Annotated in this window: 25 protein-coding genes, 1 tRNA gene and 1 pseudogene; 13 read left to right on the forward strand and 14 right to left on the reverse strand. The window is 68.1% G+C overall.

Features of this window, described 5'->3' with window-relative positions; all coding sequences use genetic code 11:
* Nucleotides 1–3: 3 nt before the first annotated feature.
* Nucleotides 4–3,708: a nidogen-like domain-containing protein gene (locus G401_RS52970; protein ID WP_157545887.1), complete on the reverse strand. Its 3,705-nt coding sequence runs from the start codon at nt 3,706–3,708 to the stop codon at nt 4–6.
* A 393-nt stretch (nt 3,709–4,101) separates the two neighbouring features.
* Between G401_RS52970 and G401_RS0119830 the strand changes: the two genes are divergently transcribed.
* The 4 genes from G401_RS0119830 (at nt 4,102) to G401_RS0119845 (ending at nt 6,475) form a co-directional block, all read left to right on the forward strand.
* A complete protein-coding gene (locus G401_RS0119830; RefSeq protein WP_027343883.1) occupies nt 4,102–4,911 on the forward strand; it encodes a S1 family peptidase in 810 nt (269 codons plus the stop codon).
* 85 nt (nt 4,912–4,996) lie between these two features.
* Nucleotides 4,997–5,620: a VOC family protein gene (locus G401_RS0119835; RefSeq protein ID WP_027343884.1), complete on the forward strand. Its 624-nt coding sequence runs from the start codon at nt 4,997–4,999 to the stop codon at nt 5,618–5,620.
* A gap of 70 nt (nt 5,621–5,690) precedes the next feature.
* A complete protein-coding gene (locus tag G401_RS0119840) occupies nt 5,691–6,269 on the forward strand; it encodes a dihydrofolate reductase family protein (protein ID WP_027343885.1) in 579 nt (192 codons plus the stop codon).
* A 133-nt stretch (nt 6,270–6,402) separates the two neighbouring features.
* Nucleotides 6,403–6,475 (forward strand) — tRNA-Lys (locus G401_RS0119845).
* 63 nt (nt 6,476–6,538) lie between these two features.
* Here G401_RS0119845 and G401_RS0119850 read toward each other — a convergent pair.
* From G401_RS0119850 to G401_RS58605, 3 genes are all read right to left on the reverse strand, one after another.
* Nucleotides 6,539–7,789, reverse strand: coding sequence for a tyrosine-type recombinase/integrase (locus tag G401_RS0119850; RefSeq protein WP_027343886.1), 1,251 nt, complete (start codon nt 7,787–7,789; stop codon nt 6,539–6,541).
* 95 nt (nt 7,790–7,884) lie between these two features.
* A complete protein-coding gene (locus G401_RS58600) occupies nt 7,885–8,232 on the reverse strand; it encodes a helix-turn-helix domain-containing protein (protein WP_157545889.1) in 348 nt (115 codons plus the stop codon).
* Nucleotides 8,202–8,399 (reverse strand): helix-turn-helix domain-containing protein, encoded by a 198-nt coding sequence (locus G401_RS58605; RefSeq protein WP_027343887.1) that lies wholly within the window; start codon nt 8,397–8,399, stop codon nt 8,202–8,204. The genes G401_RS58600 and G401_RS58605 overlap by 31 nt, the downstream gene beginning before the upstream one ends.
* Nucleotides 8,400–8,723: 324 nt before the next feature.
* Between G401_RS58605 and G401_RS0119865 the strand changes: the two genes are divergently transcribed.
* The 3 genes from G401_RS0119865 to G401_RS0119875 all read left to right on the forward strand — a co-directional run bounded on the left by G401_RS0119865 (nt 8,724) and on the right by G401_RS0119875 (nt 11,003).
* Entirely contained in the window at nt 8,724–9,440 is a 717-nt protein-coding gene (locus G401_RS0119865; protein WP_157545892.1) for a helix-turn-helix domain-containing protein, read from the forward strand.
* Nucleotides 9,437–10,699 carry an AAA family ATPase gene (locus tag G401_RS46960; protein WP_051366878.1) on the forward strand — a complete coding sequence of 421 codons (1,263 nt, stop codon included), beginning with the start codon at nt 9,437–9,439 and terminating at the stop codon, nt 10,697–10,699. Before G401_RS0119865 ends, G401_RS46960 begins: the two co-directional genes overlap by 4 nt.
* 109 nt (nt 10,700–10,808) lie before the next feature.
* Nucleotides 10,809–11,003 (forward strand): hypothetical protein, encoded by a 195-nt coding sequence (locus G401_RS0119875; protein ID WP_027343889.1) that lies wholly within the window; start codon nt 10,809–10,811, stop codon nt 11,001–11,003.
* Between the two features lie 29 nt (nt 11,004–11,032).
* Here the strand turns inward: G401_RS0119875 and G401_RS46965 are convergent, their stop codons facing one another.
* Entirely contained in the window at nt 11,033–12,121 is a 1,089-nt protein-coding gene (locus G401_RS46965; protein ID WP_051366879.1) for a hypothetical protein, read from the reverse strand.
* Between the two features lie 157 nt (nt 12,122–12,278).
* Between G401_RS46965 and G401_RS58610 the strand changes: the two genes are divergently transcribed.
* Nucleotides 12,279–12,593, forward strand: coding sequence for a recombinase family protein (locus G401_RS58610; protein WP_407636893.1), 315 nt, complete (start codon nt 12,279–12,281; stop codon nt 12,591–12,593).
* A 256-nt stretch (nt 12,594–12,849) separates the two neighbouring features.
* Here G401_RS58610 and G401_RS0119885 read toward each other — a convergent pair.
* Together G401_RS0119885 and G401_RS0119890 are read right to left on the reverse strand one after the other, a co-directional pair.
* Nucleotides 12,850–13,875 (reverse strand): annotated as a pseudogene (locus G401_RS0119885) (MFS transporter); the annotation flags it as partial.
* Entirely contained in the window at nt 13,809–15,083 is a 1,275-nt protein-coding gene (locus tag G401_RS0119890; RefSeq protein WP_027343891.1) for an ATP-grasp domain-containing protein, read from the reverse strand. The pseudogene G401_RS0119885 and the gene G401_RS0119890, both read right to left, overlap by 67 nt.
* Before the next feature lie 121 nt (nt 15,084–15,204).
* Here G401_RS0119890 and G401_RS55950 point away from each other — a divergent pair, with 121 nt between their 5' ends.
* Together G401_RS55950 and G401_RS46970 are read left to right on the forward strand one after the other, a co-directional pair.
* Nucleotides 15,205–15,372 carry a hypothetical protein gene (locus tag G401_RS55950; RefSeq protein ID WP_157545895.1) on the forward strand — a complete coding sequence of 56 codons (168 nt, stop codon included), beginning with the start codon at nt 15,205–15,207 and terminating at the stop codon, nt 15,370–15,372.
* Nucleotides 15,373–15,568: 196 nt separating this feature from the next.
* Nucleotides 15,569–16,030, forward strand: coding sequence for a peptidoglycan-binding domain-containing protein (locus G401_RS46970; protein ID WP_034592343.1), 462 nt, complete (start codon nt 15,569–15,571; stop codon nt 16,028–16,030).
* A 98-nt stretch (nt 16,031–16,128) separates the two neighbouring features.
* Here the strand turns inward: G401_RS46970 and G401_RS52975 are convergent, their stop codons facing one another.
* Nucleotides 16,129–17,133: a pyridoxal-dependent decarboxylase gene (locus G401_RS52975; RefSeq protein WP_169734215.1), complete on the reverse strand. Its 1,005-nt coding sequence runs from the start codon at nt 17,131–17,133 to the stop codon at nt 16,129–16,131.
* A gap of 413 nt (nt 17,134–17,546) precedes the next feature.
* Between G401_RS52975 and G401_RS55955 the strand changes: the two genes are divergently transcribed.
* Nucleotides 17,547–18,110 (forward strand): hypothetical protein, encoded by a 564-nt coding sequence (locus G401_RS55955; protein WP_157545898.1) that lies wholly within the window; start codon nt 17,547–17,549, stop codon nt 18,108–18,110.
* A 67-nt stretch (nt 18,111–18,177) separates the two neighbouring features.
* Here G401_RS55955 and G401_RS0119915 read toward each other — a convergent pair whose 3' ends face one another.
* From G401_RS0119915 to G401_RS0119930, 4 genes are all read right to left on the reverse strand, one after another.
* On the reverse strand, nt 18,178–18,765 hold the full coding sequence (locus tag G401_RS0119915; protein WP_157545901.1) for a hypothetical protein: 588 nt from the start codon (nt 18,763–18,765) through the stop codon (nt 18,178–18,180).
* Nucleotides 18,766–19,069: 304 nt separating this feature from the next.
* Nucleotides 19,070–20,263 carry an MAB_1171c family putative transporter gene (locus G401_RS0119920; RefSeq protein ID WP_027343894.1) on the reverse strand — a complete coding sequence of 398 codons (1,194 nt, stop codon included), beginning with the start codon at nt 20,261–20,263 and terminating at the stop codon, nt 19,070–19,072.
* Entirely contained in the window at nt 20,251–20,757 is a 507-nt protein-coding gene (locus tag G401_RS52980) for an ImmA/IrrE family metallo-endopeptidase (RefSeq protein ID WP_051366881.1), read from the reverse strand. Before G401_RS52980 ends, G401_RS0119920 begins: the two co-directional genes overlap by 13 nt.
* Nucleotides 20,758–20,788: 31 nt before the next feature.
* Nucleotides 20,789–21,193, reverse strand: coding sequence for a helix-turn-helix domain-containing protein (locus G401_RS0119930; protein ID WP_027343895.1), 405 nt, complete (start codon nt 21,191–21,193; stop codon nt 20,789–20,791).
* Between the two features lie 155 nt (nt 21,194–21,348).
* Between G401_RS0119930 and G401_RS0119935 the strand changes: the two genes are divergently transcribed.
* Together G401_RS0119935 and asnB are read left to right on the forward strand one after the other, a co-directional pair.
* A complete protein-coding gene (locus G401_RS0119935; RefSeq protein ID WP_084557389.1) occupies nt 21,349–22,290 on the forward strand; it encodes a helix-turn-helix domain-containing protein in 942 nt (313 codons plus the stop codon).
* Between the two features lie 375 nt (nt 22,291–22,665).
* Nucleotides 22,666–24,486 (forward strand): asparagine synthase (glutamine-hydrolyzing), encoded by a 1,821-nt coding sequence (gene asnB / locus G401_RS0119940; protein ID WP_027343897.1) that lies wholly within the window; start codon nt 22,666–22,668, stop codon nt 24,484–24,486.
* Between the two features lie 177 nt (nt 24,487–24,663).
* Here asnB and G401_RS0119945 read toward each other — a convergent pair whose 3' ends face one another.
* Nucleotides 24,664–25,206, reverse strand: a complete 543-nt coding sequence (locus G401_RS0119945) for an NUDIX domain-containing protein (protein WP_027343898.1) — start codon at nt 25,204–25,206, stop codon at nt 24,664–24,666.
* The gene (locus G401_RS0119950; RefSeq protein WP_027343899.1) at nt 25,206–26,540 is read right to left on the reverse strand and encodes a hypothetical protein; all 1,335 of its coding nucleotides are present in this window, start codon (nt 26,538–26,540) and stop codon (nt 25,206–25,208) included. The genes G401_RS0119945 and G401_RS0119950 overlap by 1 nt, the downstream gene beginning before the upstream one ends.
* Nucleotides 26,541–26,596 lie beyond the last annotated feature (56 nt).

A 26,596-nucleotide genomic window follows, 5' to 3' on the forward strand; every position in this document is an offset into this window, starting at 1 on the left:
GTGTTATCGAATCTGGTAGATGTACACGCCCGGCTCGGTGCTGCCGTGCGAGCCGGCGGCCAGGCTGCCCGGGGCGCCGTCCAGGAATGACCCCGGTACGCGTGACCCCGCCAGTTCCAGGTAGCCGCCGGCCGCACCCGTGCCGTTGGTGTAGCCGACCGTGGCCGACGTCCCGCCGAGGCCGCCGACGCCGCCGCTGAAGTCCCCGGACTCCCATTGGAGCTTCGTGTACTTCAGCAGGATGTCGAAGGCGCCCGGCGCGACGTCGCCGCGGTCCACGAGGTAGATCTCGAACGAGTTGAGCTTGTCCGCGTGCGCGTTGTAGTAGCCGACGTCGTGGTAGACCGCGCAGAACGCCGTACGCCCGCCGACCGTGCCGGTGCCGTACCGGGCCGGCTGCGAGCCCGTCCCCTGGGTGTCGACGTCGGCCCACCAGCCCGCCACCATCGCGACCGGATAGGTCGACAGATCACCCGGCGTGTACTCGCTCAGCGGCCCCGTGAAGCTCAGGTTGCCGTTGTTGTTGACCCAGACCGAGGTGAAGTTCCGCCCGTGGAAGTCGATCGCGAACGGGAGCGACACCTCCGGGCTCGACCCGTCGTCGGTCGGCGCGACCTCGGTCGCGTCGCACGTCAGGCCGGGCGCGGTGCCCCCGGTGACCGTCTTCTGGGCGAGGGCGGCGGCCGTCGCCAGGTTCACGTCGCCGGTGATGATCACGTCCAGCACGCACGAGTCGAACAGCGGCCCGGGCTGGATGCCGGCCGCCTGGCAGGCCGCGATGGCCGCCTGCCGGTTCGCGGCCGGCACGTCGGCGACGTTGATGTAGCCGTATGGGAACGCCAGGTCCGTGAAGGTCGTGGTGTCCTGGCCGGCCCCGTAGTCGAACAGGGACTCCGCCTGGCTCAGCCGCCAGCTCTGCGAGAAGGGCCCGTACAGCACGGTCGTTCCCGAGCCCGGCGCGAGAATCGTCCCGTCCCGCGTGGCCAGGTCGTTCGCGTTCGCGCCGTTGGCGTCCCCGAAGAGGCCGACGACGTGGCCGCGGCGGCTCTCGGCGAGGCTCAGCTGCAGCCCGATCAGCTGCCCGCCGGCCGTGTCCATCGTGACGAACGTGCCGTCCGGCCACGTCAGCGTCGGTACGCCGGGCGCCGACAGGACGATGCTGCCGCCGCCGGGGAGGGCGAGCGGCGTACCGGTGACGGTCACGGGCGAGCCGTCGATCAGGATCCGCGGGCCGGTGTCGCCGAGGTAGACGCCCACCCGATGCCCGTTGACCTTGTACGCGACCGCCACGTTGGCCGCCACCGCCCGGGAACCGGCCAGCGGCGCCTGGCGTACCTGGATCTGGAGGTCGTCCACGGTGGACTTGACCGCGACGAACTCGCCGACCTGCTGGAAGTCGTAGTGCAGGCCGTCGAACGTGATCAGGTGCGGGTCGCCCCACGAGGTGCCGCAGGTGCTCGGGCAGGCCGGTGCCGCGGGCGGATCAGCCGGGTTGCCGGTCGGCGGGTCGGGCAGCTTTGGGCCCACGTGCAGGTGCAGCGTCGCCGTGGCGTGGTGGTCATGGGTGTCCGCCACCTGCACCGTGATGGTCGCGTCCCCTTCGGCGGACGGCGTACCCGAGATGGTGCCGTCGGCGCCCAGGGTCAGACCGGCCGGCAGCGAGCCGTCGGTGACGAGCCAGGCGAGCGGGCCGTCGCCGTTGACCGCGGCGAGGGTCGTGCCGTAGCCGACCTCGGCCGTGCCGTCCGGCAACGACGCCGTGGTGATCCGCAGCCCGTCGGTGATCTTCATCGGGATCACCTTGCTCTTGGTCTCGCCGACCTCGTCGGCCACCGAGAACTCGGGCTGGTAGTCGCCGTTGGCGGTCGGCTTACCGGTGATCTTGCCCTCGGCCGAGATGCTCAGGCCGGGCGGCAGACCGGTCGCGATCCAGGTGTAGTGGATCTCCTCGTCGACGTCGTCCGGATCGTTGTGCCCGCCGCTGGCCTTGACCTCCCCCTCGTACGCCGTGCCGACCTGGCCGTCGGGCAGGCTGGTCGAGTCGACGGCGAGGTCGCAGACGAAGAACGGCCCCTCGTAGAGCGGGAAGGTGAACTTGGCCAGGTCGACCTCGTACTTCAGATTGGTCTTGAAGAGGTTGATCTCACCGCCCGACTTGAGCCCCGCCGAGGCCGACAGGGACGTCTTGCCCGGGCACGGGATCTCCGCGCTGGCCTCCAGCTCGCCCTCGGCCGACACGACCGGCCCGAACAGGAAGTCGACGAGCGTGCCGAAGACCGGCTCGGCGGCGACCGACAGGGTCCCGGTCGACTTGCTGCCACCGTTGAGCGGCGTCGTCACCGCCGGCGCCAGCGAGCTGCTGCTGATGTTCTCGTAGCCGGCGCCGGTCCGGTAGATGAAGCCCGCGCTGAACGTGCCCGTGACCGAGACGCCGGCCTTGAACTCGTCCTTGAGCGAGGCCTTCGCCTTCACGTCGACGTGCCCCACCGGGACGATGATGATCGGCGGCGCCAGGTCCAGCACCACGGGTCGCATGTAGACCGGCCCGAACGCGTTCGGGTAGTTCTTGGTGAACTCGGCCTTACCGGTGAGCGTGCCGTTGAGGGCCACCACCAGCGAGCCGTCGATCCGGAACAGGAACTGGTCGACCGTGATCGTCGGCAGGCTGCCCCACTCCCAGTGCGGTGTGATCTTGATGCGTACCGTGAGGGTCGCCTTGATGGTCGTGCTGACGTCGAGCTTCGCCGACCAGACCCCGGTGCCCTCGTAGAACGTGTGCGTGAACTTCAGCGAATCGGTGACCGAGCCGCCCGCGGTCAGCCTCGCCGGTCCGGACCGCGCCGCCGCCGAGCCCGGCGCGGTGTCGGTCCGCCGGCCGGATCCGGCCGGCGCGGGCGTCCTCGCCGTCTTGCGTACGCCGGTGGTCGTGGTGGTCCGGGGCTCCAGCGGCTCCGCGTCCTTGACCACGTCCACCTGCCAGTAGACCTCGTCCAGCCGCGCCTGCGTCGTCGTCACCCGCCAGCCGCCGCCGACCGCCTGCACGCCGGTCACCCGCCGCATGAAGCCCACCGGCGTCGTCGGCGTCACCCCCGCGGTGATCACCTGTCCGACGGTCACCGCCGGCTTGTTCGTGAAGGTCAGCGAGCCGTCCTGTACGCCGGTCACGCCGCTCAGGTCCGCGGTGGACAGCTGCTTCACGTCGGGGGCGACGATCGTGGCCGTCGGGGACGGCTGCGCGACCTGGATCGTGACGCTGGCGGAGGCCACCGTCCCCCGGGCGGTACGCGCGCACGCGATGATCGTGTGCCGGCCGGGCGGTGCGGACGTCGACAGCCGCCAGGCCCGGTCGAGATAACCGGCCGGATGCGAGACCGGGGCCGTGCCGACGAACGCTCCGTCCGCGTACAGCTGGACCGATCCGACGATGCCCTGCCGGTCCCCGTGCACCACGCCGGTCACCGGGAACACCGGCGTACGCGTCAGATCGACGCTCGCACCGGCGCCTGGACTGGAGATCTTGATCGAGATCGCCCCGTGCGACGAGGGCGCGCACGGCGGAGCGGTACCCGGCGAGGGCGACGGCCGGGGCGGGCGCGGCGGGCGGACGGGGCCGTTGGCCTGCACCATCGAGGCGGAGGCGAGCGATACCAGAACGGCGGCGACCGTCACGAACGACGTCATGACGGTGCGACGCGGGCGGAACCTCATCAAGGCACACCTCTCCCAGGGGCCGGGGCGAATCGCGCGTGCCCGATTCTTGGATCGGCGGCGGTCCGGCCTCAACGGTCCGAAGAGCCCGGCCCCCGCCGCTGGTACGCGTACCGGCCTGGATGTTCGGTCAGCCTGGCGGCCGGCGTACGCGTCCGGTGTGGACTCCCGGGGCTGGTTGCGCCGCTCACCGGCCGTCGGCGCCCCGCAACGGTGACGACCGGTCGGCCAGGCACACCTGACCGGAGGTCGCGACGGTCCCGGCTCCGGCGGCAGCGGAGATCATGCGGTCGCAGCACCCCGAGTGGGCGTCGTCGGATTCCCGACCCGGACCGGCCGCACCGGAATTATTCTCATAAGAATCTATGTATCGATGCCGAGGGAGGATTCGAGATGCGCCGCACCCTGTCCGCCGTCGCCGCCGCGGCGGCCCTCGCGGTCACCGTCCTGACCGGACCGCCCGCCCACGCCGCGGACCCCCGCGCCGTCCTCGCGACACCCGGTGTCGCCTGGATCCTCGACCCGGCCACCGGGCGTACCGAGGTGACCGTCGACAGCACCGTGCCCGCGTCGGCGCAGGCCGTCCTGCGATCGGCGTACGCCGTCCGGCACGACCCCGGCCGCCTGCGCATCCTCATCGCGGGAGGAGACGGCGTGTACGCGACCGGCCGCTGCTCGCTCGGCGCGAACGTCCACGCCGGAACGACCTACTACTTCGTGACCTCCGGCCACTGCACCGGCACCGGGACCACCTTCTACGCCGACGCGGCCCACCGCACCGTCCTCGGTACGCGTACCGGCACGAGCTTTCCGGTCAACGACTACGGCATCGTGCGCTACACCGGCACGGTGGCCCACCCGAGCGCGGTCGACACCTATCCGGGCCTGCTGCCGATCAAGGGTGTCGCCCTCGCGTACGTCGGGATGACCGTCTGCCGCAGCGGGGTCACCACCGGCGTCCGCTGCGGCATCGTGACCGCCCTGAACGCCACCGTCGCGTACGCGGAGGGGGTCGTGACAGGTCTCATCCGGACCAACATCTGCGCCGAACCGGGCGACAGCGGCGGCCCGCTCTACGATCCGGCCACGGGTCGGATCCTGGGCGTACTGTCGGGCGGCACCGGCGACTGCACCACCGGCGGGACGACGTACTACCAGCCGATCGGGGAGATCCTGAGCGCCTACGGCGTGACCCTGCCCTGACGACCGGACCCTCCGCCCGCCGGCCCGCCGAACCGGTCAGGAATCGAGAAGCGCTGCTCACGGCCCCGTCAGTACCGTCATCGGCATGACATCGATTGCCTCCGTGACCCTGGAAGCGGCCGACGCGGCGGCCGCCGAACGTTTCTACGCCGACGCCTTCGACGGGGCCCTCGGCGACCGGCTGCGCGTACGCGAGTCCGCCGAACCGACGGCCGGCTTCCGCGCGTACACCCTGTCCCTGGTCGTCTCGCAGCCCGCCACCGTACGCGGCTTCATCGAATCGGCCCTGGCCGCCGGGGCGACGCAGCTGAAGCCGGTGACAAAGTCTCTGTGGGGCTGGGGCGGCGTCGTCCAGGCGCCGGACGGCGCGATCTGGAAGGTCGCGACGTCGGCGAAGAAGGACACCGGCCCGGCGACCCGCGAGGTCGACCAGTTCGTCCTGCTGATCGGCGTCGCGGACGTGGGCGCGACCAAGCGCTTCTACGTCGACCGGGGCTTCACCGTGGGCAAGAGCTTCGGCAAGTACGTCGAGTTCGCGGGCGACGGTCCGGTGAAGTTCGTCCTCTACGGCCGTAAAGGTCTGGCCAAGGACGCCGGCGTACCGGTCGACGGCTCAGGCTCGCACCGCCTGCGCATCAACGGCGACCTCGGTACGCTCACCGACCCCGCCGGCTTCGCCTGGGCGCCCGCCCCCGTCGCCGCCCGCTGAGCACCGCCCAGTTCCGCCCCGCACCGGTGTCTGTACCGCCGACGCAGACAACACCGAGATGGGGGCCACCATGGGCAGAATCGTCATCAGCACCAACATGTCGCTCGACGGTGTGGTGCAGGATCCGGACGGCAAGGAAGATTTCCGGCACGGCGGCTGGTTCCATCAGTCCGGCGGGGCCGACCTCGCCGAATGGGCCCGCCACGAGACGGACGAGGCGCTGCAGGCGGCCGCCCTGCTCGTCGGCCGCCGCAGCGACGCCTGGTTCGCGCAACGCTGGAACGACCGCTCCGACGTCTGGGCCGACCGCCTCAACACCATGCCCAAGTACGTCGTCTCCACCAGCCTCGACGACGCCGCCTGGACCGGCGCCACGGTCCTGACCGGCGACGCCGTCACCGCCGTCGCCAAACTCAAGGAACAGATCGACGGCGACATCCTCGTGTACGCGAGCTACCGGCTGGCGTACACGCTCCTCGACAACGACCTGGTCGACGAGATCCGGCTGGTCGTGTTCCCAGTCGTCCTCGGCGAGGGAAACCGGATGTTCGGCCCGACCGCCGACAAGAAGGGCCTGCGCCTGACCGACACGCGCCGGCTCGGCGAAGGGCTCGTCCTGGTCACCTACGAGACGATCCCGTCCGCCTGAGGCCGGGGTGTCCGGGTTCAGCCGTGCAGGGGGCGGGTTCGCCCGCCCCCTGCGCCACATCCCCGGAGCGCGGCGTTTATCGATTTGGAGGTCAGGCCGGGGGTCATGCTAAGGTTTCTCCCGTTGCCAACGAGCGCCGCTAGCTCAATTGGCAGAGCAGCGGACTCTTAATCCGCGGGTTCGGGGTTCAAGTCCCTGGCGGCGCACTTTTAGGTCTCTGACCTGGGCATTCCTCGGATGAAGATCATCCGTTAAGCCCTGGTTAAGGATCAGCCTCGAACGGGGCTCGCAGCGGAGAATGCCTTCCGCTCGCGAGCCCTTTTCAGTACCTGGCTGATGGCGTCCTTGGGCCGGTCGTTACTGGGAAGCCAGTGCGAGTAGATCGCCAACGTGGTTTGCAGGCTGGCGTGGCGCAACATTGCCTGCACATGCTGGGGGTCGACGCCCAAGCCGAGAAGGATCGTGGCACAGAAGTGCCGCAGCGCATGAAACGTTCCGCCGTCGGCCGGCCAGCCGGCCGCCTTGCGCCAGGGGATCCAATATTCCGACCATCGTGTGTCGTGAAATGGGCGGCCCTGCCGATCCACGATGATCAGCTTCGCGACTCGGCGGTGGATGTTGCTCGGATCGATGGCGTCGACCACTTCTACCGGTGTTGACCCGTACGTGTTGATGTGGTCTTGAACTTCGATCATGCCGTCGGAGTCGAAGTCGATCGTGCCGGACGATCCGGCTTTTGGCTCCTTCAAGAAGAAGCCCCCGAACCTGGCGTTGCTGTAGCCCAGCTGCTGCACGACGTGCAGCTTGCCGTTGGCGAAGTCGAGGCATCGGGGCGAGTCTTCGATCGCCAGGGCCTCGCCGATGCGCAGCGCGTGCTTAGCACCGAGGGTGTGGGCAACGCGATACCACGGAGGGATGGCGTCGTACAGGTCCACGATCTGGCCCTCGTCAGGAACCCAGCGCGGGCGGCTGCTGACCGCCTTGAAGATCGTGGCCAGCCGGATGCCATCGCAAGGATTGGCGTCGATCACGCCATCGCGGAGGGCTGCCTTCATGATGGTGTTGAACAGCTCGTAGTACAGCTTCATCGACGACGGCGGTGTCGGCGCCGCCGCGTCCGTCAGACGATCCGACAACCACCGCACGACGTCGGTCTGCCTGATCCGCTTTGCGTGCCCTGGAAACGCCGGCGCGAGGTGGTACCGGATGTTGCTGGGTATCCGCTTCTGGGTCTCCAGCTCCCAGTGAAAGCTGTGTGCCGAGCGCCACGTCTCGGCGTACGCCGGGAAGGTCGTCTCCTCCGTTGCGCGGTCGGTCTTCACCTCAGGCGCTGCGCCAGTGCGACAGCTGGCATCGAAGTCCTTGGCCTCGTTGATGTGGTCGAAGGTCCTGCTGCGACCATTCCCCGCTGCGTCCTCGTAGTCCACGCGGTACCGGCGACCGCGACCGTAGGTCTTGGACCTCGTCCGCTTCTTGTCGGGCCCGCGGGCTTTGAGGTACCAGAGGTCGATTACTGCCATCCTTGATGTGACTCCTTTCCTTGTGAGACAAGCGATGTGGGGCCAGGATGCGCCGGTGGTGCTCTGCTGACTAGCTCAACTCCGGGCCCCGGGGCCTAAGCGGACTGCGCCGAGGGGGCGCCCGTGGCATACGCCAGGTCTCCGAAGACCTCACTGACGAGTTCGTGCTCCTGGAACCCAAGCTCTCCCTCCACTCGCGCTAGCGTGCTGATGGATACAGGCCTGCCCATTTCGAGGCGCGACAGAGTCGCGCGCGAGATGCCAGCCACCTGGCTCTGCTGTCGACCCAGGCGCGCGCGCCTTACCTGTACTCGCCGTCCAACCAGCTGCCATGCCAGATCGGCAGTCTCGGGTCGGGGGTCAGAATGAGGCTGGTCAGGGTTGGTCCCGCCGCGCCCGCTCGGACGGTGGATCATGACTTGTCCGCCTGCCTGGCGATCCATTCACGCACGTCATCCTCGTGGAATCGCACGTGCCGGCCGATCCGGTGCCCACGGGGTCCCTCACCCTGTGTTCGCCAGTAATAGATGGTGTCCGCCGGTACCTGGAGGAGTTCGGCCAGTTGGTCGATAGTCAGCATCTTGGCGAGAGGTAGCGACCTTCGGCTCATGGCTGTCGCCTCGCGCGGTCCTGACGGTGTTGACCACTTCGGTAGGCGACCGAGCGGCCTGATGCCTCGCCTTGGTTCGCTGCCTTCATCTCATCCCCCGTGCTGCGAGATGTCCCGACGCCCAAGGGCGGCGCTCGTCGCATCTCGCCGTCTTAACGTACCTACATGAAGCATGTTAACGTACAGACATAAAAAGCGGAATGACTGTGCGTCAATATGCTGCATCACCTGTCGTTGCGGGGTCCAGCGTTGAACGCACTGTGCCGCATGGGTTCGGCTTGTGACCTGCGTCCTTACAAGGCGCACGTTACGGACGGGGGCAACGTGATCGAGCAAGACCCAGAGGACTTGCCGGTCGAAGTGCGGAGCGCCTACGGGGTGTTTGCACTGGTGCCGGAGGCTCTGCTGGACTCTAAGGTTTCCGACGCAGCGATCCGCTTCTACGCGATGCTGGCCCTGTATGCAGACCGCCGGAGCAAGACCACATTCGTTGGCTATCGCGCGATCGGTGAACGCCTGGGCAAGTCCAAGCGGTCGCTGATCCGGGCCTGCGGCGAGCTGGTGGAAGTCGGTGCAATCTCAGTCACGCCACGCGTGGTCGGCGGTCGCCGGACGAGCAATCTCTACACGCTCTTGGTGATGGCACCACCCGGTGACAGTTCTGGCACCACTGGCGGTGACATGGATGTCACCGAGGCTGGTGACAGTTCTGGCACCCCCGTAGGTGTCACGAATGGCACCGCAGTAACCAGAACCAGAGGGACCACAACCAAAGGAACCAACAGGGCGGGCTCTGGCGAGCCCGGCGATGCGAAGCGCATCGCTGCAGCGGTATACGAGCGCGACAAGTTGATCAACTTTCCGGCGGTGATGAAGCTCGCGGAGAAGGCGTTGAAGGCCGGCGAGCCACCTACACGGGTCGAGCTGGCCCTACTGGAGATCGTCGACGGCGGCAGGCCGATCAGCGGCGAAACACTGCGCGTACAGATCGCCCGCATGAAACGTCCCACGGCCCGTGACAATCCGTGGGAGGTGCAATGACCTCTGCGTCCGATGATGGTTGGGAGCAGCCCTGCGATCTGGCCGCGGAGCGGGTCGTCCTCGGCTCGATGCTGTTGCAGCCCGAGGCTATCGAGCTGGTGACGGGGCGGCTTGCCACGGAGGATCTTTATGACGGCCGGCATGCGCGGCTGTTTCGGCTGTTGCTCGATGAGTACCACGCTGGGCGGCCGACCTCGCTGCCGGCGGTGTTGGGGCGGTTGGCCGATCTGGGGCTGCTGCATGTGGCCGATGGAGCGCTGCTACACAGGCTGATCAACGCTGTACCGACCGCCGCCACCGCGGGGTATTACGCGGAGCGCGTACGGCAGATGGCGCTGCGTCGCCGATTGCTCTCGTTCGCGACGCGGGTGGGCCAGCTGGCGGCGGAGGCGCGGGACCGCTCGGCCGAGTCGGCTGTCGAGGCGGCCCGGTTTGAACTCGACCGGTTAGAGGTGACCTCCGACGCTGACGATCAGGGGCCGACGCCAATTGTCGACTTCCTGCAGGCGGAGGTGGAGTACGACTGGCTGGTCCCGGGTCTGCTCGAACGGGGCGAGCGGATGCTGTTGACCGCGCCGGAGAGCTTCGGCAAGAGCACACTGGTCCGCCAGATCGCTGTAAGCGTGGCGTCGGGTGTGCATCCGTTCGATTGGTCGGCGATTGCGGCACGGGCGGTGTTGGTGATCGACTGCGAGAACCCGGTGCCGTTGAACCAGCGGCGATTCCGGCCCCTGGTCGCCGCCGCCCGCGAGCGTGGCTGGGCACAGGACAATCTTTGGATCGAGTGCCGGCCCGATGGCCTGGATCTGACGGCGCCGACGGACGCCGCGTGGCTGACGCGACAGGTGCGCCGGGTGCAACCCGACTTGCTCGTGGTGGGCCCGATCTACAAGCTGCACAACGACGATCCGAACGACGAACAGGTGGCTCGGCGGATCACGAAGGTGATCGACTACATCCGGCGGCGGTTCGGCTGTGCGGTGATGATGGAGGCACACAGTCCGCACGGCGATGGACGGGGACCGCGTCCCGTTCGTCCTTTCGGCGCGAGTCTGTGGCGACGATGGCCCGACTTCGGACTGGGGCTACGTCCAGTGCCCAAGACGGATCCGAAGCGGCGGGTGGCGGAAGTCGTGCAGTGGAAAGCTCGCGATGTTCGGCAGTGGCCGGCTGCGGTCCGCGCCGGTCTGGATATGCCGTGGGTCGGTATGAGCGATGATCAGTTGGAGATCGAGCAGGCGATTGGAAGCCTGCGGTGAGCCTCCCCGGTGCCGGCGCGTTCGGCCGGTTTGTCCCCAACCATGCCGACTCGCGCCGATGGTGCCGGGGGAGCAGTCCTAACGTCCGGATCCTGGCCATAAGCTGCAAATGAGCGTGACCGCCGCTCGCAGCCGGATCACCATAGGTGGCGTGACTTCGTTTCGCTCCCGCCGCCTCGAAAACGTCTTCGGCGCACCGATCAACCCCGACATGCCGTACGCGGCGCTCCAGTCGCTGGTCACCAACCGGGTGACCGAGACAGCGGACCTGGAATACAAGGGCGAGGCGAGGTTATGGCGGTGAAGGTGCGGGCCCGTGGCAGACCTGACCGCTCAGGCGCTGGTGTCGGCCATCTGCTTCTGGCGTAGGCGTTCGCGGGCGTCACGACAGCGAAGGGCCGCCCAGCGCAGGCTCCGACGAGTTGCCGGATAGCGTTCGTTGAACAGCGCGAGCAATTTGCTGTTGGTCAGCTCGATGCCGGACTCGGCGGCCTCGATCCACATGTCTTCGGCGGTGGTATTGAGCACGGCGTTCGGACCCGACATGCGTTCCTTCGCCGACCCGGTCGTTTCCTCGTCTTCGTCATCGGCCACGTCGTAGTCGTCTGGATCGGGATCGGTTGCTTCTTCGGAATGAACGATCGGCAAGGGCGGCGTGGGCGGGTCGATCTTGCGATAGAGAGCGTTGGCCCAACCTTCGGCGTCGATCATCTGCATCAGTGCGTCGGCGACTTCGTCGACGGGTGCGGTGGTCACGGCCAGCGCTGCAAGGACGGGGTCCTGGTGCTGTGACTTGATCTCGGCCTTGATGCTGGCGGCGAGGGCCGCCCTGCGTTGGGCGGTCGCGATCTGCGTTCGGGCGGCGGTCAGAGACTGGACGAGCCCGTATCCGTGTTCGATGGCCAGGAGGCGGGCGCGGCGGGTCAGGCCCGGCTGCGTCACCCATTGCACGAGTCCGTAGGCCGGAGCAGTGGTGCGCAGCTTTCCGGTGGCGCGCAGTGCGTCGCGTCGCCGGGCGGCCGAATGCAGGAGCCACACGGTGTACGCGAAGACGCCGAGGCCACCGAAGACGACCGCGAGGTAGGGCGAGCCCGCGTGTCCGACCACATTGATGCCGACGGCCAGCGCGACTGAGGCGGCCGACAGCACTCGCCAGCCGTAGGCGGTCTCGCCGAGGCGCCGCCGTGTGTCGGCGAAACCGCTGGCGACCGCTCCGCCGAGTTCGATCACGAGGGCGAACGGCAGCACCAGGAGGGCGCGGACCCACAGCGGCAGCGTTGGCGGCCACGGCGGCACTTCGACCCCGACCCACACCTGGCCGATCGACGATCCGAGAGCGGCGACGACGTAGAAGATGTACGCCGCCCGCTCGACCGTGGATGCCCCGGCGGGGCGAGGGACCTCGGCCGGTGTGTCAAGCATGGCGGGCTACCTCTCTGCGGAGTGTCGGACCGTCAATCGCCGTAGCGAGTCGCGTCCGGGGGAACATCAGCGATCGTATTCTAAAAGGTATCCTAAAAGGTATCCTAAAATGTGTCACGATTGCTCGCGAGGTGGCCGCGTCGGTTACGGTGTGTGCATGGCACGAGGCGGTCGGCGTTCAGCGGAGGCCCGAGCGGCGATCGCCGCGGGGATCGAGGCCGCGCGTGAGCGTGGTGCCCGGCTCGGTCGGCCCGCCACACCGGTCCCGGTGGCGGCGGACCGTGTGGCGGTGTTGCGGTCCGAGGGCAAGTCGTTGAGCCAGATCGCCGAGCAGCTCAACGACGAGAATGTGCCTTCTGCGTCGGGGCGGCCGTGGACGAAGTCGACCGTCCAATATGTGCTTCGCCGCCTGCAAAGCGAGCCGGATTCGCCGCAGTGTCCAGCTCCAGGCCAGGCACCGGGTGCTCGGTAGGTAGCCGCCTCCGCATTCTCAGCAGGGCGGCGGCAGTGCACAGCCCCGTCACGGCACCGCCGAGCCAGACCAGATCGGTACGTCCCACCGTCGCCGCGGCTGCGGCGATGAGCGGCGCGAGTACGGCGGCGACGCCCTGGCTTGCTCCCCAGAGCCCGAAGTAGGCGCCGCGGGCGTGGTCGGGGGCCAGGGCGGCGACCACCCCGGGTGCGGCGGTCAGGAAGGCCATCTCGCCGATCACCCAGATCGGCCACGTGCTGGCGATCCAGGCCAGGCCGGAGACCAGGCCGGCCAGGGCGAGGCCCGCGCCGACCGCGGCCACGCCGACGGCGCAGGTGACGAGCGCGGGAGCCCGGTTGAGAATGGCCTGAGCGCTGATCTGGCAGACGACGACGATCAGCGGATCCAGCGCCAGCAAAAGACCGTAGCCGAGCGGGGTCGCGCCGGCGTGCGCCAGCGCCACTGGCAGGGCCACCATCGACTGGGTGTGGATTGTGTAGAAGGCCAGCGTGGCAGCGGTGAAGGCCAGCAGCCTGCGGTCTGCGATCGCGGTGCGCAGCGCGCCGCGGCCGCCGGTGGGCTGAGGCGGCACGTTGACCGGGACGGCTCGCCATAGGACGGCCGCGAAGACCACGTTGACGGCGGCGTTGGCGGCGAAAAGGATCGCGAAGTCTCCGGCGTTGGCGACCAATCCACCGGCGGCGCAGGCAACCATGCGGCTGGCGTTCATGCTGAGGTAGAGCAGGCCCAGCGCGCGGGTTCGCGACTGGACGGGGACGGCGTCGGTCATGGCTGCCTGCAGCGCCGGTCGGTACAGATCAAAGGTCGCGCCGACGAGGAGCGCTACGGCCAGCAGCCAGGTCAGCGGGTGGATGGCGGCGATGCCAAGGTACGCCCCGGCAGATCCGAGAGCGCTGGCTACGATGACGGCGCGTCGGCCGAGCTGATCGGCCAGCCAGCCGCCGAGCGGCATCGACAACGCCCATCCGGCGCCGAACGCGGTCATCACCAGGCCGGCGTCGCCGGGGGTAAGCCCCCGGTCGACGACCAGCCAGTAGGACAGGAACGGCACCGCGACGAACCCAAGACGGGCCGTGCCGATCCCGGCGAACAGCAGCCAGAACCGCGATGGGAGGCCGCCGAACCGGCGGCCCCACCACGTGTCGCGTACGTCGCCGGCAACCGGATCCGCTGCGGCGGGGTTCGACGTGCCGGTCACGCTGCGACCCCCTGCGGCGCCGCGACCTGGATGGCGTACCGCTCGGGCAGTTCGTCCATCCACGCGAACAGCTGGGCGGGGGTGTCGCCGTGCAGGAATGTGTAGCCGCCCAGCCCGCCCCACAGGCTGCTGCCGGTCAGCCCGCCTTCGCTGCCTACCGACGAAACGACCGTGGCATCGAGGACTCCGGGGTAACGCAGCAGCGACTCGCGGCGGGCGATTTGCGTGACCCGGCCCGGCGGGACGAACGGGCCGCCCCAGCCGAACACGCCTGGCCGACGGTCGATGCTGACGACGGTGGGCTGCCCGGCGGCGTATCGGCCGATCATGGCGGGCACGTCGATGCCGTACGCGTGCAGCAGAGTGGGCTGGATTCCGCCGCCGCCGGGGCGCGCAGCGATCTCGCCGAACCACCACCGACCGGCGGTATCGCGGTAGACCTCGGCGTGCGTCCAGCCGTCCACAATGCCCAACGCCTGCGCGGCGGCCTCGGCGATCCGGGCGACCGTCGCGCCCGCGCCGGTGTCCGGGTCAAGCAGGACCGAGCCGAGGGTGCCGCCCATGCCCCGTAGCGCCGGGACGTTGTACTGGCCCGGGATCTGGTAGATCGGGCGACCGTCGGCCCAGAAACCCTCGCAGTGGTACTCGACCGCGATGTCGACGTACTCCTCGACCAGGATGAGTCCCTGTTCGGCGACGGGCTTGAACGCCGGCTCTGCGCGGAACATTTCGGTCGCTTCGACCCGGTGGCGGAACACTCGCTCGCCCATCGCCTGCAGCTCGCCGAACGACCGCACGACGTGAGTGTTGGTGGAACCGAAGCCCAACAGCGGTTTCACGACCACCGGGTAGCCGCCGAGTTCGGAGGCGGCGGTGTGGATCTCTTCGACCGTACGGATCACCCGGTGCTGCGCGGTGGGTATCCCGGCCGCCGACACCCGGCGCTTCATGATCGCCTTGTCGGTGAACCCGATGGCCTCCTGCATGCTCTGGCCGGGCACGTCCATCAGCTCGCGCAGGAATCCCGCCGCGAGCAGCGACCCCTCCCACAGGGTGGCGACGACGTCGACCTGACCCCGCAGTTGCTGCGCGAGGGCCGCCAGCTCGTCGTAGGCACCCCAGTGCGACACGGTGAGGACTTCGTATCCGGCGGGGACGGTCAGCCGCGCTCGGGCGGCTGGCTTGGTCAGGCAGGCGATGACCGGCGTTCCGGTCTTGAGCAGTGCGTCTTCGACGACCGCGGTGTGGTTGGACAGCACCAGCGTGGTCACGTTTTCCCCCGTTGATTGGTGGCCGGCCCGCGGGCCTTGCCAACGCTTCTTCACGTATGTACGTTAACCGTGTTAGCGTACATACATAAAGCTGGTTGCGTGCCAAGGAGGCGGAATGCCGATGCAGCACCGTCGGCCGGCCCAGATGTCCAGCACGGAGCCGGCGTTCGCGGACACCGCACCGGATCGGACCGTCGCGGTCCGGCAACGGACGTACCGGCGGCGCATGTCGGCGACTCGGGCCGCGACGGCGGCCGGGCTGCTGGCGTCCGCGCCCGGATGTGACTGAACCAGCCCAAATGAACACGGGGGATGCAGTGAATGTCATTGATCAGGAAGCGACTCGCGGGCCGGATGGGATTTCGACCACCGTCGGGACGGCAGATCGGACCACGCTGGTGCGCCCGGCTCACTACCGTGGCGGGCACCGGCCGCCAGCGACCGCCAGGCGAGCCCGTTCGATCGCCGCAGCAGTAGCGGCACTGATGCTTCTGGTCGCTGCGGGGGCGCTGGTCTTCGGCTCTCCGGCGTACGCGGCCACGCCGCGGTGCAACAACTTCGGTCAGTGGTCAGATCTGCGCGATCCGCCGCAGGTCGACCTCTACATGGCCGGATACTGGCCGGCCAGCAACTGGAACGACGCCACCTTCAAGTGCCTCATGTCGTCCGGCGACAGCGGCGACGACGTGAAGGAGCTGCAGCGCGGGCTCAACTTGTGTTACGGGTCGAGCAGCGGCGTGAACCTCGGCGTGAAGCTGACCGTTGACGGTCAGTTCGGGCCGGCGACCAAGAGCGCCCTCATCAAGGCACAGAGGTACCACAAGCTGCTCGCCGACGGCGTCTACGCTCCGCAGACGGCAGCCGCCACGTGGCACCGGGGGCACATGCTCACCCCGTACGGCTGGTACTGGACGTGCACCCTGGCCAGCACCCTTGGCTGGCGCTGACTCGCGTCACATCGGCGGGCCCGGGTTGTCCAACCCGGGCCCGCATTGTCGTCTCACCTCACCACACTGCGGCGCCGTGCGGCCGGCCGCCCGTGACCTCAGAAGCCGACCGCTACTGCGGCGCGCCGAGGCACGGGGTGCGTACCTTCGGTCGCTCTGACCAAGTCGGCGACGAACGCGTCGACACGGGCGACCGTCACCGAGGGCGTGGCGATCAATCGCGTCCACCCGTCCCGGCCAGCCGGGAGCAGCCACCGCTCGGCCACGGCGGCAGGCGGCGTCCGCAGCGACACTGTGAGCGCGTGGTCGTGGCGCCACGCGTCCCAGCCAGCCAAGGCCAGCTGCTGATGGGCGTACTCGGCGACTCGCCGGGCTCGCTGCGCGCGCAGGCGCAGCCCGGCGACTCCGTGACGGGCGATCGCGGACCACAGCAGCAGCGCCACATGCCCGTTCCCGGCGGCATCCGCGCGACGCATCGGGACACCGTCGCGTCTGTTCACGAGCAGGACGGCGCTGGGCAGCAGCGTCGACAGGAAGGCGTCGGTCCCGATGGTGATGCTGTCGGCGCCGTCTGAGAAGTCCATGCTGGGACGGGCGTAGGGCGGGGCGATCGCGAGGGCGACGCCGGCCGTGGGCGAGTCGACGTGAATGCGGCGATCCTGGATCCCGAGTTGCTCGCATGCCGCCACGATGCGGCCGACATCGTCGATCGCCTCCGTCGCCGGCGTACCGGCGGTCGCGATGATGAGCGGTTGACGGTGGCGATGCTGGGCGAGCTTCGCCGTAAGGCTGGCGTAGTCCATCTCGCCTCCGCGATCGGCGGCGACGGTGTCCAAGGGCATCCCGAGAGCGTCCGCCGCGTCGACGACCGCCTCGAATGCGGCTTGCGACGCCAACACGATGCAGCCGGGCATGGCGTCGCGGGCCAAGCGCATGGCCTGCATCGTCGCCGCGCCGGCGCCGACGGCGAGCTGGCCCGACCACGCGCCTTCGGGGGCGTGGAACAGGCCAGCGAACAGGTCCAGGAGACCGCCTTCGAGCCTGCTCAGGTCCTCGGCTGCATGGCTGGCGATCCGGTAGCGCGTCAGCAGGTCGGCGATCAACCCGTGGTGCACATCCGAGCTGAACCCCGATCCGAGGTCGTTGGCGACCGCGGCGTCAGCCGCTCGCATCATTCCGTCGAGTTCGTCGAAGATCTGGCGCCGGTCAAGGGCGTCGGCCAGGTTGGCGACGCCGACGCCAAGTTGTTGAGATCTTAGTGCCACCGAGCATCACTCCCCGTTGAGGTTAACGTACATACGTTAACACCTGCGGGTGGGTACGCTGGAGTTTCGGGAACCCTTCGGGCAACCCTTGCGCCGAGGGATGTATCGAATCGATCACGGCCGTCGCCACCAGGCAAGATCGATATCAAGCGATGGTCGCTCCGTCTTGAACGCTTCGGGGGTGTGTCCTACGATGGCCGTACAGACGTTAAGCCGGTTTACGTCAATACGCAGCTACGGGGAGCTACATCATGGCCAGTGGTCAGAAAGCGGATGGGCGGGTCAACCGCCGCTCGCCGAGGTATCGGACGGCCGAGGAAACGCCGGCGCCTCCCGCGAAGGGAAGGCGAACCTCCGCCGAGAATGCGCCGCTGGTCTATGAGCCGGGGCGCACTACTCCGGTAACCGAAGAAGAGGCGTTGCGCGTCCTGCGCCGAAAGCGGCGCGCAGAACTCACCGAGCAGTACGCCGACGCCGACGCCGAGGCATTGCGAGCGGCTGGGCTACCGCCGACCCTGGCCAAGGCGCTGAAAGATCCTGAACTCATGCCGACCGAGCTGTCGCGATATGACGTCAAGAAATTGCCGGTCACGGTGCGCCTGCCGCGTCCGATGGTGGAACTGCTCAACGCTCTCGCCGAGCTTGAGGACATGTACCTGACCTCCGAGATCGAACTGGCGATCTGGAAGGTCCTCAAGGAGCCTCCACGCGATCCGTCGGTCCGGCGAGCGGAGTACCTGGCCTATCTACGCGAGACGGTCGGGCCGGAGCGGGCGCAATACATGCTCGACAAACTGTTCGGCGGCGAAGCCTAAGCAATGCACCACGGCGGGCTGCCATCGCTCTGCGACGGCAGCCCCCCGTGGTCGTCGGCCCCGCAACCTACGGATGCTGGTTGCTGCCTTGCCGGCAGCCCAGGTCGACCACGGCCATTTCGGCCACGAGGGCGCGCCCCTCCGCCAACAGGTCGACGAACTCGTCGGAAAGCAGCCCGCCATGGTGATCGGCCAGGCTGTAGAGCCCGACGGTGCAACTGTCGGCGCGAGTCCAGCTCCGTGGTGGCCGACGAATCGCTCCGCTCGCGATGAGAATGCCCGCCACGAACAGCGACGCTCCGCCGGCAGTGCGTTCGATAAGCCCACGGCGATGCCAGCGGGCTTCCAAGTAGTCACCGGTCCACCGGGTGAATCCAGGCGACAGGGCGGCCAACTGCTCGGGACGTACGCAGGCCACAACGAGCGGTTCGTCGCTGTCGGGCCAGGTGGACACTGTCAGGAGTGGCGGAGCGATCGCGGTCGAGGCCATCGGCGCGGCCGAGGCCGCGACCGTCCACAAAGGCGCACCGCGGTTCAGGTCGTGGCTCGGGCAGTTCTGGTCGTCGGTCGGCGGCGGAAAGTGGTCTAGACCCGGTCCCCGCCGCTCCAATGTGATATGCGGGATCGCCCAACTGTCGTTCGGCATCCGCTTCATCCGGTATACCACCGGGCAACGCCCCCTCGTGATGGTCAATGAAGACCGGCATCGTTCAGCATGCCAGCGCCGCGAGCGCTTCACCAGGAACTGGCAGTATAGATTGCAACTTGCACGAGTGGCGGATTGCCGGATTCGACACCATTTGAACGGCTGTGACTGTCTGTTGTGTCCTCGTGCCGTGGCGGCGTCGACGATGAGGGCTTGCCGAGATCGACGGCGGATTCCACGGCAGTGCTGCGAAGCGAATGCCCGGCCAGCTCGGGAAGCTAAGGCGCACCCTCGATCGGCAGGGTGTGAGGGGTCATCGTGGTGCGGGTCCAGCGGTGCTCTTTTCTAACCACAGCAGGGTGCGCTGGACGACGGGGCCGTCGAATGCCGCGGCCACGCGTAGCAGCCACGCGACCTCCTGGGCCATGGATTCGCTGCCGGGCTGGAGTGTCGCTGATCCGCTGTGCGGCAGGTCGCGTGTTCGTGCCATCAAGGCACCGGCTACCACAGCGGCCTCGATAGCAGCGTCGCGCTCGATGCCAGTCAGATGCTGATGTTCGGCGAACTCGGCGGCCTTCGCTGCGACGTCGGCGTCCATCCAGTCACGCAACTCGTAGTAGACGTCGCGTATCTCCAAGGTGCGCCGAGCGAGGACCTGATGGTGGCGGGCAAGGACACATGCGAGGAACTCGGGCGCCGATATATGCCGCCCGAGGTCGACGGCTCGGTATGGGCCAGTGAGGATTTGCCAGTACGGATGCAGGCGCAGGCACTGGTAGGCCCGATAGCCGCGGTGGGCGCTGGCTCCGACGATCGGGATGGACAGACTCGTGCAGAGCCCGGTCAGCCCGATCGCCAGGCCGATCAGGTAGATGGGTACGAGGTTGTCGTGGGCCTGCTGCTGACCCATCTGGTCGGCGGCGGTGATGATCAGCCCGGTGAGGGCGTACGCCATGCCGCCGAGCCCGGCGGCGGCGAACGACCACAGAGTCCAGCGGATGTGCCTGCGCGGGATCTTGCGCGCGTAGCGGGTCGCGTAGCGCATGACGTCGAGCCCGGTCCAGCAGACGTACGCGAAGAAGATCGCCATGTAGGGCGGACTGGCCACGCCGGACCTGGGTGGCAAACTCTCGTTGGCCGGGAAACAGATGAAGGCGGCCACCATGACCGCAACACACGCGACGCAGGCGGCGGCTCGAAGGCGAGCGCTGTGGGCCGCGCGGTCAGGCGCCATTACCCAATGAACAACCATGATCTGCGCGCATCCGGCAGCGGCCAGACCGAAGCTATCGCCCACGAGGCCGGCGGCACGCTCAACACCCAGCAGCGCGTCGACTGCCGGATAGCCGAAGCCAGGGGTTAGCACGACGCAGGCGCCCGTCGAGAACCCTGCGATGCCGAGTTTGCCGAGCCGGGCGGGATCACGCCCGGCCGGACTGCGTACGAGGTCGACGACGAAGACCAGCAGCGTCCAGCCCAGCGCGACCGCTCCGATCACCGCTGGCATATGGTCTGCCCTCTCCATGCGTAGGGCGGGACCTCCCAGCTGTAGTCGTACGTCCGCATCACCCGACCGACGTCCGCGTCCACGTGCGGCTGCGGACGAGGCGGGCGCCAGCGGGCGGCGATCGCCCTGGCGAGAACTTCCGCCTCGTTCTCGACCGTGCCACGGTGAAGGCTGCGTACGGCTTCTGGCGAGTTCAGCAACCCCAGCGGGATGCCCGCGTGCCCAAGGAGCATGTGGGCGATCTCGTGCATCACAAGGTGATCGCGGTGGTGGGGAGACTGCGCGTCCCTGGCGTACACGATATGGTCGGCCGGGCCAGCACGGAACCAGAACGAGCTGACACCGGCGGGAAGCGGCTGAGCGTAGAGCAGGATGCGGCGGTCGCGAAGGTCGCGGACGTGGTTGACGAATCCGTCCAGCGACCACGGCACCGGAGGACACAGCGAGGCCGCCAGCGAGTCACAGCGTCTCTGCAGTACCGTTCGCTCCGCCATTGCCGTTCTCCCCCGTGAGTGCGTACGCGTTTCAGGTGCTCGGTCCGGGCCCGTCAGGCTCGATCTGTCCGGACAGGATCCCGTCTATCAGGCTCCTCACGCCCAGCAGGCTTTCGCGGTCGAGTCGCGACGCCCGGAAGCCGATCTGGGCGACCTCTTCAGACGCCGGGACGAATCCCGCTAACGAACCGGGAATCAGATACGCCGGGTCTCGTCCGAAGAACGTGGCAATTTTCACTAGCGTATCCACCCGCGGGCCGGCCACGGTGCCCGCAAGCAGATCGGCGATGTGCCCGTGTGAACAGCCGGCCGCCTGGCCGATCTGCCGCGTCGTGTATCGCTTGCCGTTCGGTTGCCGCTGGGTATCGATCAAGTGCCGCAACCGCTCGCCGATGGTGGCCGAACACGCGCGGTCGTCCGCTTCGCGGGCTTTCAAGGTAAGGACCCCAATCCTGTCTACAGCTGGACACAGGACGGACAGTTTGTCGTTGTGGGTTGACAGATGTTTGGGCCGTCACTCTATGCTTGCTGACTTGAAGAGATCAAGCCCTTCCTGCCGGTCAGCACCCACCCTGTGACAGGGGATGCCGCATGATCTACCGCCGCTCACGAGGCGCGCCGCGTCCATCATCCACACCCGACAGTCCGAATCCGCAGGTCGACACCACACCCACGGGAGAAACTCTCGCGGCGAACCTCGATCGCGGAGCCGAACTGAATCGCCTCATGGTCGCCTGGCGAAGGCGTATCCGGTTCGACCGGCGCCGCCACGGTCGCGGCCATCTCGCACACCCGAGCCAGGAATGGGTCGCCGCGCGCGTCGGAGTGTCGGCCGGCTACTACGGAGCCCTGGAGCGCGGCGAGCGCGGCCGCTACTCGCCAGACATCCTCGACGCCGTGGCCGACTGCCTCGGGCTGAGCACCGGGGAACGACGCGTGCTCTACCACCTCGCGATCGACCAGGAGCCAGCGCCCCGCCCGTACGCCGAGCCGAAGATCAGCCACGCGGTGCTGGAAATGCTGCACGAGCAGATGTGGCCGACCTACCTGTGCGACGCGGCCTGGAACACGCTGGCATACAACGAAATCGCGCTGCTGTGGTTCCCGCACCTGCGCACCGAACCCAACTGGATGCGCTGGGTCTTCCTCGACCCGACGAGCAACCAACAGCTGATCAACTGGGAAACCGTGCACACGCCCGTGATGCTCGCCCAACTACGAGCCCAGTACGCCGTCATGCCCGGCAACCAGGCCATCGCTGACCTGCTCGCTGAGATCCTGAACAACAGTTCGGCGGCCCGGCGCATCTGGAAGAACGATCCCCGCGTCTGGCTGCACGAAGACGGCGATGTGCGAGAAATCCTGCGACCAGGCTCCGACGCGCCGATCGCGATCGAGGTGCTGTCCTGGACCCCAAATCGCAACCCGGACCTGCGCGCCACCCAGCTGCGACCACGTGGCCGCAAGGGGTCAGCCCGCCCAGGCGACGACCTCCATGTCATCGTCAATACGTTAACGCGCTTTACGTATTGACGTTAAAGCGGTCGGCGGGGCATGATGGCGGCATGGTCGGAGCGTGCCCCGTAGCGCACGCTCCGACCACACGGGGGAACGGGCAGCCCGCCCCGGTAGGGCGAAAGCCCGCGGGCTGCCCGTATATCTCAAGCGCTCCGACCACGTCGGAGCGCTTGAGGCATACGGTGAGCAATGGGCGACGCTTCCCTGGTTGCCCGCTGCTCACCGCGAAGCGGAGTACGTTGGCCACCTCGTCCATTCAGGCAGTTCTGCCGGCCGATTGTCTTAACGTACATACATAAAAGTGATCTACCTGCCTACGCTTCCGGGGGTGCGCGGGCGCAATCGCGAACCGCTTGTGCCGAGCGCACCACATCACAGCGGGGGCTGACCATGTGCGGAATCGCGGGCATCGTCGACATCGGACACACGCAGGAGGAGCTTCAGCGTCTTGCCGAGACGATGACGGCAACCCTTGCCCACCGAGGACCGGACGCCGCAGCGACCTGGTCGGGCGCAACTGCCGCCCTGGGGCACAGCCGCCTGCAAATCATCGACGCGCCCGGCGGCGCACAACCGATGCGCCTGCACCTGCCCGGACAAGGTCACATCGTCGTCTGTTTCAACGGCGAGATCTACAACTTCGAGCGACTGCGCCAGCAGCTGCAAAGCCTCGGCCATCTGTTCACCAGCCGCAGCGACACCGAGGTGGTCCTGCACTCCTACGTGCAATGGGGCACAGACTGCTTCGCGCACATGGACGGCATCTTCGCCGTCGCCGTGTGGGACGAACGAGATCGGTCACTCGTCCTGGCTCGCGACCACCTGGGTGTCAAACCGCTCTACTACGCCCGAACGGGCACCGGCCTCATCTTCGGCTCCGAAATCAAGGCCATTCTGGCTGCCGGCGTACCTGCCGAACTCGACGAGCAAGGCGTCGCCGAACTCGCCCAGGTACCCATGATCAGCCCCGGCGGCGCCATTCTTCGCGGGATCGCCGAAGTCCGGCCCGCGACCGTAGCGCAGTTCCGCGACGGTCGGCTCACCGAGCACACGTACTGGACCCTGACCAGCCGCCCCCACCGCGACGACCTGGAGACCACCGTACGCATGATCCGCGCTCTGCTCGTCGACGCCGTCCGGGCCCAGCTGGTCGCCGACCGCCCCGTCGCCGCCCTGAACTCCGGCGGCCTCGACTCCGCTACCACCGCCGCCATCGCCACGGCGTACCTGCGCGACGACGGCCGGGACCTACACACTTTCGATGTCGACCACGCGGCCGACGGCACCTCCTACTCCGGCTCCGCATTTCACGTCGACCGCGACCACCCGCACGCGCTCCTCGTAGCCGACCACATCAAGAGCGTGCACCACACCACCAGCATCACCACCGACGCACTGCTCGCCGCACAAGACGCCGCGCTGACCGCGATGGACCTGCCGTCGCTGTCGACAATCAACATCAGCTTGGACCTGCTGTTCCGGGACGTCAGCGTCTATGCACCCGTGGTCCTGTCCGGCGAGGGCGCAGACGAGGCATGGCACGGCTACCGCTGGTACAACGACCGGGCTGACTACGCCACGGACGACTGGCCCTGGCACCAGACCTACCGGCCCGTCACACCCCTGCTACGGCAGGACGTAATAGACCAAGCGGACCCGCTCGGCTATTCCAACGACCGCTACCACGCCGCTCTCGCCGAGGTGCCCCGCCTGGTCGGCGAGACGGGGTCGGCCCGCCGGATACGCGAGGTCGCCTGGCTGACCAACACCTATTACCTGCCGTTCCTGCTGCGGCGAGCCGATCGGATGGCGATGGCTCATGGTGTTGAAGTGCGCGTCCCGTTCCTGTCTACGCAGCTGTTTGAGTACGCGTGGAACGTTCCGCCCGTCATGAAGGGCGTCGACGGAGTCGAGAAGGGTCTGCTGCGTCGCGCGGCCGCGACATTTCTCCCCCGAGAGATAGCTCAGCGGCGGAAGTCCGGCTACCCGGCCAGCCTCACGCTCAGCTACCAGCGCGCGCTGTGGGAGCGGGCTCGTGACCTTCTCGCCGAACCAGACGCTCCAGTCTTCAGGCTGTTTGATCGCATTAGCGTCATGGGCGTGCTGGATAAGCACGCCGAAGACCTCAGCGACTGGACGCCAACCCAGCACATCGCATACATGTTGGAGGTCGAGACTTGGCTGCGGCAAGCCAAGATCACCATCCGATGAAATGGGTCGCGGCGCAGACGCTGCGGCTGAACCAAGGGGTCGATGTGGCGCGGAGTGTGGTGAGTGCGCCAGGTCGGCAAGCGTCATGGAGAGTCTTCGCGCGCCGTCGGCGGAACGCCTCCAGCGCCATGATCGCGTTGGAGGCCGAAGGTGCGCGCGCGGTCCTCGGCTTCGAGACTAGTCAGCGGGTTGCGAAGATGCAGCAAGGATGTACAGCAGGGCGGCCAGAGTCGTACCGGCGACGATGTCGCGTTTGTCGATCAAACCGCGAATGTCGGCGAGCGGTATCCATTCGATTTTGTCGCTCTCGAATGCGTCTTTGGGCGGTCCGACCTGTGTGGCTCCGTCGGCGCGAAAAATGTGGTGCTGGGAGGTCATGAGCCCCGGGGAGGGTTGGCTGTACAGCAGCGGCCGTATTGGGCGGTGGGCGCGCCAGCCGGTTTCCTCCTCGGCTTCTCGGGCGGCGGCGTCAGCGGGGTCCTCGTCGGGGCGGATGCTGCCTTGGGGGATCTCCCAGCCCCAGGTGTCGGTGATGAACCGGTGGCGCCACAGCAGCAGGACCCGTTGGTCGTGGACGATGACCAGACCGGCGCCGGGCGCCGCGGTTTTGATGAGGCGGTGGTCGAGGTGGCGGCCGTCGGGCAGTTCGACGTCGGCGCTTTGCACGTGGACCCACTGGTCTTGGTAGAGGTCACGGACGCTGTGGACGGTCCAGCGCATCAGATGCCTTTCATTCCGAGGTAGAGGTCAGCGCGTTCGAGGAATGCGGCGACGGTGGGATCGGTGGCGTGCGGGCGTAGTTGGGTGGCGACGGTGGTGACGCGGTCGTGGATGCGTCCGGAGTCCATACCCTCGGCCCGGTCGAGCATGCCGTGGCCGATGTGGATGCTGCGGTCGAGGTCGCCCTTGGCGGCCAGGATGAGGGCAAGGCCGGCGAAGCGATGGACCTGGCCGCGCAGGTGAGTGGCGTTCGCCGTGTGGACCGATTCCTCCGCGTAGGTGAGGGCTGCCGGGAGGTCACCGAGGCGGCGCAGGGCTTCGGCGAGCTGGGTTTCGGCCAGGCCGGGCAGGACGTAGGAGGCTTCGTCGTGTTCGTGAGGCCGGTCGAGGCGCGCCGCGGTTGATTCGGTGGTGCGCAGGTGCGGCAGGCTCAAGCTGGCGTCGCCCATGCGCGCGTATGCCTTCCCGGCGAGGGCATGCAGGTCGAGAGTGAGAGCCGGCCGTAGGCCGGGTCCGGCGGTACGCAGAGCGCTGTCGGTGTACTGGACGACGAGGCGGCGGTCGTCCAGGTAGAGGGCCTGATTGGCGAGCAGGGCGACGATGTAGGCGCCGAACTGCCGGTCGCCGGACGCTTTGGCCAGCCGCAGGGCGGTGTGCAGGTGGGCTTGCGCGTACGGCTGTTCGTCGGCGTCGTAGGCGCAGACGCCGGCCAGGGCGGCCAGGCCGCCGACGGCTCGAAACAGCTGACGGCCGAGACTGTCGTCGTAGGCCGCCCGCAGGAGCGGAGCGGCCCGCCGGTTCAGCAACGCGACGATCCGAGGACGGACGGGAGCGCCGCCGACCCGCCGGTACATCTGCTGGTAGTGGTGGCGGGCCTGGCGCAGAACGGTGATGTCGGCGGGGTCGACGCGGCGTTCGCCGAGCCGAGCGACATCGTGGTCGTCGGGGGGATTGGCCCACTCCCACACCGGGGCCGCGGCCTGTGTTCCGACTAGGAGCTTGCCGGCCGGTCGGGCGTGCTGGTCGCCGCGCCAGACGGCGGTGGCGCGGTCGATGGTGCCGCTCATGGTGGCGGGCGGATCAGCGCCTGTGCGGGTCATGCCGATGTCGGCGAGGGTGACGTACTGGCCGAGCCGGGCACCGAGGATCTGGCAGATCAGGTCGGGTACCGGTGGGCGAGGGATGGCGCCGTCGCGGATCCACCGGGCGACGGACGCGTGATCGTAGTGCAGCCGCAGGTCGCTGGAGCTGGTGTTGAGGTGGCGGGCCAGCCCGGCGTGGGAGATGCCGGCGCGGTCCAGCATCGCCTCCAGCAGAAGGTTGGCGTCAGCCATCTCTGAAGCGTACGAAACCCCAGGCCGATGGCGAAGTGTCGCGGCCCATTCACACC

Source organism: Hamadaea tsunoensis DSM 44101 (genome assembly GCF_000428945.1).
GTDB lineage: Bacteria > Actinomycetota > Actinomycetes > Mycobacteriales > Micromonosporaceae > Hamadaea > Hamadaea tsunoensis.

Bases quoted from the DNA above. Each gene is read 5' to 3' on its own strand.
- G401_RS52970 (WP_157545887.1), bottom strand. From the start codon at position 3,708: ATGAGGTTCCGCCCGCGTCGCACCGTCATGACGTCGTTCGTGACGGTC.
- G401_RS0119830 (WP_027343883.1), top strand. From the start codon at position 4,102: ATGCGCCGCACCCTGTCCGCCGTCGCCGCCGCGGCGGCCCTCGCGGTC.
- G401_RS0119835 (WP_027343884.1), top strand. From the start codon at position 4,997: ATGACATCGATTGCCTCCGTGACCCTGGAAGCGGCCGACGCGGCGGCC.
- G401_RS0119840 (WP_027343885.1), top strand. From the start codon at position 5,691: ATGGGCAGAATCGTCATCAGCACCAACATGTCGCTCGACGGTGTGGTG.
- G401_RS0119850 (WP_027343886.1), bottom strand. From the start codon at position 7,789: ATGGCAGTAATCGACCTCTGGTACCTCAAAGCCCGCGGGCCCGACAAG.
- G401_RS58600 (WP_157545889.1), bottom strand. From the start codon at position 8,232: ATGGATCGCCAGGCAGGCGGACAAGTCATGATCCACCGTCCGAGCGGG.
- G401_RS58605 (WP_027343887.1), bottom strand. From the start codon at position 8,399: ATGAGCCGAAGGTCGCTACCTCTCGCCAAGATGCTGACTATCGACCAA.
- G401_RS46960 (WP_051366878.1), top strand. From the start codon at position 9,437: ATGACCTCTGCGTCCGATGATGGTTGGGAGCAGCCCTGCGATCTGGCC.
- G401_RS0119875 (WP_027343889.1), top strand. From the start codon at position 10,809: ATGAGCGTGACCGCCGCTCGCAGCCGGATCACCATAGGTGGCGTGACT.
- G401_RS46965 (WP_051366879.1), bottom strand. From the start codon at position 12,121: ATGCTTGACACACCGGCCGAGGTCCCTCGCCCCGCCGGGGCATCCACG.
- G401_RS58610 (WP_407636893.1), top strand. From the start codon at position 12,279: ATGGCACGAGGCGGTCGGCGTTCAGCGGAGGCCCGAGCGGCGATCGCC.
- G401_RS55950 (WP_157545895.1), top strand. From the start codon at position 15,205: ATGCAGCACCGTCGGCCGGCCCAGATGTCCAGCACGGAGCCGGCGTTC.
- G401_RS46970 (WP_034592343.1), top strand. From the start codon at position 15,569: ATGCTTCTGGTCGCTGCGGGGGCGCTGGTCTTCGGCTCTCCGGCGTAC.
- G401_RS55955 (WP_157545898.1), top strand. From the start codon at position 17,547: ATGGCCAGTGGTCAGAAAGCGGATGGGCGGGTCAACCGCCGCTCGCCG.
- G401_RS0119915 (WP_157545901.1), bottom strand. From the start codon at position 18,765: ATGAAGCGGATGCCGAACGACAGTTGGGCGATCCCGCATATCACATTG.
- G401_RS0119920 (WP_027343894.1), bottom strand. From the start codon at position 20,263: ATGCCAGCGGTGATCGGAGCGGTCGCGCTGGGCTGGACGCTGCTGGTC.
- G401_RS52980 (WP_051366881.1), bottom strand. From the start codon at position 20,757: ATGGCGGAGCGAACGGTACTGCAGAGACGCTGTGACTCGCTGGCGGCC.
- G401_RS0119935 (WP_084557389.1), top strand. From the start codon at position 21,349: ATGATCTACCGCCGCTCACGAGGCGCGCCGCGTCCATCATCCACACCC.
- asnB (WP_027343897.1), top strand. From the start codon at position 22,666: ATGTGCGGAATCGCGGGCATCGTCGACATCGGACACACGCAGGAGGAG.
- G401_RS0119945 (WP_027343898.1), bottom strand. From the start codon at position 25,206: ATGCGCTGGACCGTCCACAGCGTCCGTGACCTCTACCAAGACCAGTGG.
- G401_RS0119950 (WP_027343899.1), bottom strand. From the start codon at position 26,540: ATGGCTGACGCCAACCTTCTGCTGGAGGCGATGCTGGACCGCGCCGGC.